A 538-nucleotide genomic window follows, 5' to 3' on the forward strand; every position below is an offset into this window, starting at 1 on the left:
GGGGCATTGCGATCGGACAAACCGATTATGACCGCTGAATCAGACAAGCCGCAAAACGCACAACACGCCGAAGAACGGTAGGTGCGATCCCGACAACGGACCAACGTCGCCTATGAGAGCGCTAACATTTCGAAACCCTTGATTTTCCGCCGTTTTCCACCTCGCCATCTTCAACGGGCACCTGTCATCAAGGCAAACCTTGGCAAACCTTTGATCCATTTTAATCACACATTTTCTAACACTAATGAACAATACCGTCCAAAAGTCGAAGCGTTTTCGTACCATACGAGTTGTTTGGACGTAGGCATCTCGCGAGTTCTACAAGGCCGCGGGGGTCTTTCGGCCACATGGAAATAATCAAGCGCACGTAACGTGCAGGAGTACAGGAGTATACATGACGAATCCTGTTATTGGCACCCCCTGGAAGAAGCTGGACGCCCCGGTTTCCGAGGAGGCCCTCGAAGGCGTTGACAAGTACTGGCGCGCCGCCAACTACCTGTCCATCGGTCAGATCTACCTTCGCAGCAACCCGCTGATA

General features: G+C 52.4%; 1 protein-coding gene. It reads left to right on the top strand.

Annotated features, from left to right (window positions below; all coding sequences use genetic code 11):
• Positions 1-394: 394 nt before the first annotated feature.
• Positions 395-538 (top strand): hypothetical protein (locus B3C64_RS04590; protein WP_291534045.1); only part of this gene is annotated, 144 nt, incomplete at its 3' end.

Origin of the sequence: Bifidobacterium sp. UBA6881 (assembly GCA_002451435.1) — a bacterium.
Taxonomy (GTDB): domain Bacteria; phylum Actinomycetota; class Actinomycetes; order Actinomycetales; family Bifidobacteriaceae; genus Bifidobacterium.